This window comes from Acinetobacter sp. AG1 (genome assembly GCF_001005525.1).
Taxonomy (GTDB): domain Bacteria; phylum Pseudomonadota; class Gammaproteobacteria; order Pseudomonadales; family Moraxellaceae; genus Acinetobacter; species Acinetobacter modestus.
Map to the genome: position 1 here is coordinate 1 of NZ_LBMZ01000045.1, position 5,211 is coordinate 5,211.

The following is a 5,211-nucleotide window of genomic DNA, read 5'->3' on the forward strand; positions in this document are numbered from 1 at the left end:
CACATGGGCAACGAAAGACATTGTTATTCTTGCTGATATCACGGTGAGTAAAACCACAGCTACACTGACTCGGTCTATCTATAATAAAGATGGACTTGAGATATTTAGTATTGATGCAGAAGGCAGTGTTGTAGAGAAACAATACAATGAGTTAGGTAAAGTTACACATGTCATCTCATACGATAAATCGATCAATCTTATTGGTGAAAGTCTTACTCAAGAAGCAATTCGAACCGCATTGCAAACCGCGAATGCCGGCTCAAAAACAGAGTCGTCTTATTATGACCTACTCGGTCGAGTTGTTTATACTATAGATGCAGCAGGTTATATTATAAGAAATGATTATAATTTATTTAATAACATTATTTATACTGCAAAATTCAGAGAAGCAACAACCCTGAGTCGTTCAAGTACGTTAGCTCAATTAAATGCTGTATATACAGTTTCCACAATGCCTACTAATTTTAGAGCGGTTCAATATTATGATAAGTTAGGTCGAAAGATTTACGATCTTAATGAGAACTCTCTTCTCACCCGTTATAGCTATGACGAATTAGGTAATCTGGTCAGTAAAAAAGAAACGGTGATTAGTTATACTAGCCTGCTTGATCTATTAAGAACCAAAGATACGAATGGTGTTTTTACTTCAGACCGACCTGCAGCAACGACAGATAATTATGATGCAGGCTTGAAGTTACTCACTGATGCTCAGTTTAGAGAGACAAACTATTATTACGATAAATTAGGTCGAGTTAAGTACATTATTGATGCATTGGGTTATGTGACTCGCTTTAATCATAATGCTTTAAATAAAGTTATAAATACGGTGAAGTACTACGATGCGATCAGTCTCAGTCGTGGTAGTAGTTTAGAGCAGCTCAATGCGGTTTATCTTGCATCAACGCCACCCCCGTATACAGTCACAGGGACCTTATATAATGTTACTGGGCGTAAAATCCTAGAATTTAATGAAATGACCTTTTTTACCTATTATAGCTATGATGCCTTAGGCAATGTGGTGAGTAAAAAGGAATCAACGTTTACAGTGGGTGAACTCCTCGATTTGTTAAGAACCAAAGATGTCAATGGTAATTACACGACGGACAGGCCTACAACAACCCTTGCCAACTGTATTCAGGCAATGTCATTGGTTTCGGCAACCAAATTACGTGAAACCAAATATTATTACGATAAAGTTGGACGCGTGGCTTATGACATTAATGCTTTAGGATCGGTAACCAGTTATAGCTATGATGCACTTGGGAATTTGATCTCAAGCAAACAGTCGAGTCTGAATTCAGATAGTATTTTAGATTTATTAAGAAGCAAAGATGCGAGCGGAAACTTTACAACCCCACGCCCTGAACTGAATACAGACAATCTAGAAAAAGCATTTAAATTGGTTGCTGCTGTTAACTACAGAGAAAGCAATTCCTATTACGATAAAACTGGTCGAATTAGTTATAGTATTGATGCTTTTGGTTATGTGACACGTTATAGCTATGATGCTTATGATAATGTCAGCAATACTGTACGTTTTAAAGTGGCAACTGCATTAAGCAGAACGAGTACATTGGCCCAATTAGATGCGGTATTTAGAACAGCAACAACCTTACCCGAATATACGATTACCCAATATAATTATGATGCTTTAAACCGAAAAATTAAAGAAACAGATGCAGAAGGCTTCTCAGTCGAAACGGGCTATGATGCCTTTGATAATGTGATTTGGGTAAAAGACAAACTCGGTAATAAAGGCTATTTCTATTATGATGCCCTGAATCGAAATACAGCTAAGATTGACGCTGCTGGATATTATACCTTCTACGCTTATGATGTATTTGGTAATCAGTTGTATGAAGGAAAATATTTAACTCCTGTGAGTGGTTTAGATAAGGTTGAAAGTGCGAATGGTCTATGGAATGCAGTCAAGGTGCTTGCAACCAGTATCGAAGCTGCTCCAACCACACAACCCTATCTCAACTATGGTACTCAATATACCGCTACAAATAATTATCAATATGACAAATTAAATCGCAAAATTAGAATCACAGATGTATTGGGTAACTATGAAGAATATACCTATAACAATGGCTTTAGCCAACCAGCGACTTATCGCAATAAGCTTGGGGGTGTTTATAGTTATGTTTATGACCGATTAGGTCGTCTAACCCAAGAAACATTACCAGAGAAATCATCTGGTCTCGATGTTATCAATACGTATGAATACGATGCCTTTGGGAATAGAACCAAACTGATTGAGGCCAAAGGTCTTGCCGAGCAACGTGTTTCGGTTTACGAATATGATGGCTTAAACCGACTGACCGCAAAAATAGGTGAGGTAGTTGATGTAGTTCAGTTAAAAGCATTAGATCCAAGCAAGCCCGACCTTAAAGACAAAGTCGTTACGACAGGTGTCATTCCGCGAGAAAGCTATCAATATGATGGCTATGGCAATCAGATTTTAAAGACGGATGCGAATGGTGCTAAGACCTTTAGTTTCTATGATAAAAATGGCCGCAAAATATCTGAAATTAATGCTGTGGGTCAACTGACGCAGTGGGAATACGATGCCAATGGTCAAATCATCACGCTAAAAGCTTATGAAACGGCTGTTACATTACCAACTTTGGCTGGTGGGGCATTGCCTGTCGCACCAACAGGTAACGTACGTGTTGTTAAGTATGGCTACGATAAATTGGGTCGTCAAACTTGGGTTATGACGCCTGACATTTCTAGCTATGAATATACAGTTAATACAGATAATCAGTTAGTAGGTAGCTTAAGTAAAACGACTGCGACTGAAAAAACCTATTACGATGGTAATGGCAATATCACATGTGTTGAAGATGCCAGAGGGGGAACTACTTACCATTATTATGATGCGATAGGTCGCAGGATATTAACAGTTGATGCGGGTGGCTATGCCACACAGTGGACCTATGACTATGATGTCACCAATAAGGTGAATACCTTAACGGAAATCAAGTATGCGAAAGGGCTTTCAGCAGAGCTTAACGCTTTACAATATAACCAAGTAAAAGCACTGCTGGTTGCAGATACCAATAATGATCGTAAGACCTTAACGACATTTGACCGAAAAGGACGCGTCAGTAAAACAGAACTATTCAATGTTAAATACACAGATGGAACAACTGCTAAAGTTGGTAATAGTACAACAAGTTTCACTTATAACGGTTTGGATCAAGTCTTAACCAAAATAGACGATGCGGGAACAACCAGTACTACTTACGACAAACTTGGTCGAGAAAGCATTCGAACCTTTGGGGAATATAAAGACAGTAATAATGTGGCGGTCAAACAACGTATTTTTACTGTTTATAATGGCTTAGGATTATTATATACCAGTTCCATTTTAGGTTTGGTGGATAGCTCAGGTTCAGATGATCGTGTGACCATTTATGCCTATGATAAGCTGGGTCGTTTGATTAAAGAGACCAATGGCAACATTAGCCATAGTGTGAACTATGGCTATGATTTAATGGGTAATCAAACGTGGGTGAGTACCGATCGTAAGACTAACTCAACGGTTGTTAAAACCGATGAAACCTTAATTGAATACAATCAATTAGGTAAAGAAACGGCTCGACGCGTAAATGAAGGATCACGCCCTACACAGAGTAGTACCACAGTTACATGGAAGACACTAGAGCAACGTGAAACACGCTATAACGTGTTTGGGGAAGTCACTGGAAAACGTTTAGTCAATCCAAATAGCACCACGAAAGCGACAGACCCTTGGCAGGAAGTGACGGAATACAATAACCAAGGTAAGGTATGGAAGAGCAATGCCAATAATGGGGTGACACGCTATTATTTATATGACCGAAATGGCAATGCAACTTTGCAGTTGGACACGACGGGTTCAACAAACATTACAGCAAAAACACCTGATCAACTGACAAATTTGGCAGGCGTAACTTATACTGAGACGATCTACGACAAACGTAATCAGGTTGTAACGGTTCGCCAACCCAAGTTTAGTCAAGACACTTTAGATACGACGTTAAACCTGTTTGGTCAGACTATTTCACGAACCACTGACAAGTCGACAGTTATTTTAACCGATAACAGTAGTAGCACCAATAAACTGAGTTTTAATGCAGATACGCAGAAACTCAATATTCAAGCAAATGCACAAGCCAAACGCTTGGTGATTAAATACTGGCCAAAAAATGAGACTATCAACAGCGATAAGGCATTCACCATTGACATGCAAGCGGGTACAACCGCAGGTGCCTTTGTACTAGATATCTCCGCGATTACCGCTAATACGGATCTCAATTTTAGTTATAGCAGTACCGATGTTAACGGTAAGGTTTTAGAAAGTAGTACAGGTACGCTTAAACGCTCTGTAAATGTTATTGAAAAGTTCTCGGGTGGGAGTGTGACTGCCAATCCGAATGCAACTACCAATTCGGTTGCAAATAGCATAAGCAATGTAGCGATTGATGTTTTTAGTGATTATAAGTTGCCGATCAGTTTAATTGGGCAAAAGGTTCAGAAAGTAACCAATAGATATGAGGAAAAGGCATCCACTTTTTTACATCATACAAGAAAAAAAGTTACGTTTAATTATGACGAAGGAATATCGGTACAGAAAATTCAGTTTGGATTGCCACCGTTACAGAGTTATGGAAATGGCAATTTCGAAGTTGAGCTAAGTGTTGATAGTACTGATGGTACACCGCAGAAGATTTATAAACAAAGCGTAAGTTCGACAAAAAGTTCTATTGAGTTTACGCTAGATCTAAACATAGATAAGTTTTTAGCGGGTAAAAATTATAATATCAAGATTTATAAGCGAGTTTCACCCACAGTAACAGAGCTACTGATGGATAGAACAAACACTATCCCAGATAAGGTTGCTTTGAGTTATGTAACTTATTCTACTATTAGTGGGCAACCACCTATGTATTATTCAAAGGTGGGTGATATATTTGAGGTTGGTGCACAAACCATAGACCAACAGGCTTTATTAAATAATAACAACAATTTAATGATCACGGGTGTACCAGTAGGAACCAGTCGTGTTGAGGTGAAATATAAACTTCAAGGGGTAAGTCAATGGAGTACCTTAACGAGTAGTGCAGCTTTATATAATAATATCTCAGGTTGGTATCAGGTTAATCTAAGTACTTTAGATCGAGACACCAACTATGACTATCAATATATTACTTATAATGCAAA

General features: G+C 38.5%; 1 pseudogene. It reads left to right on the forward strand.

Annotated elements, in window-relative coordinates:
* Positions 1–5,211: pseudogene (locus AAV96_RS00565) on the forward strand (RHS repeat protein); the annotation flags it as partial.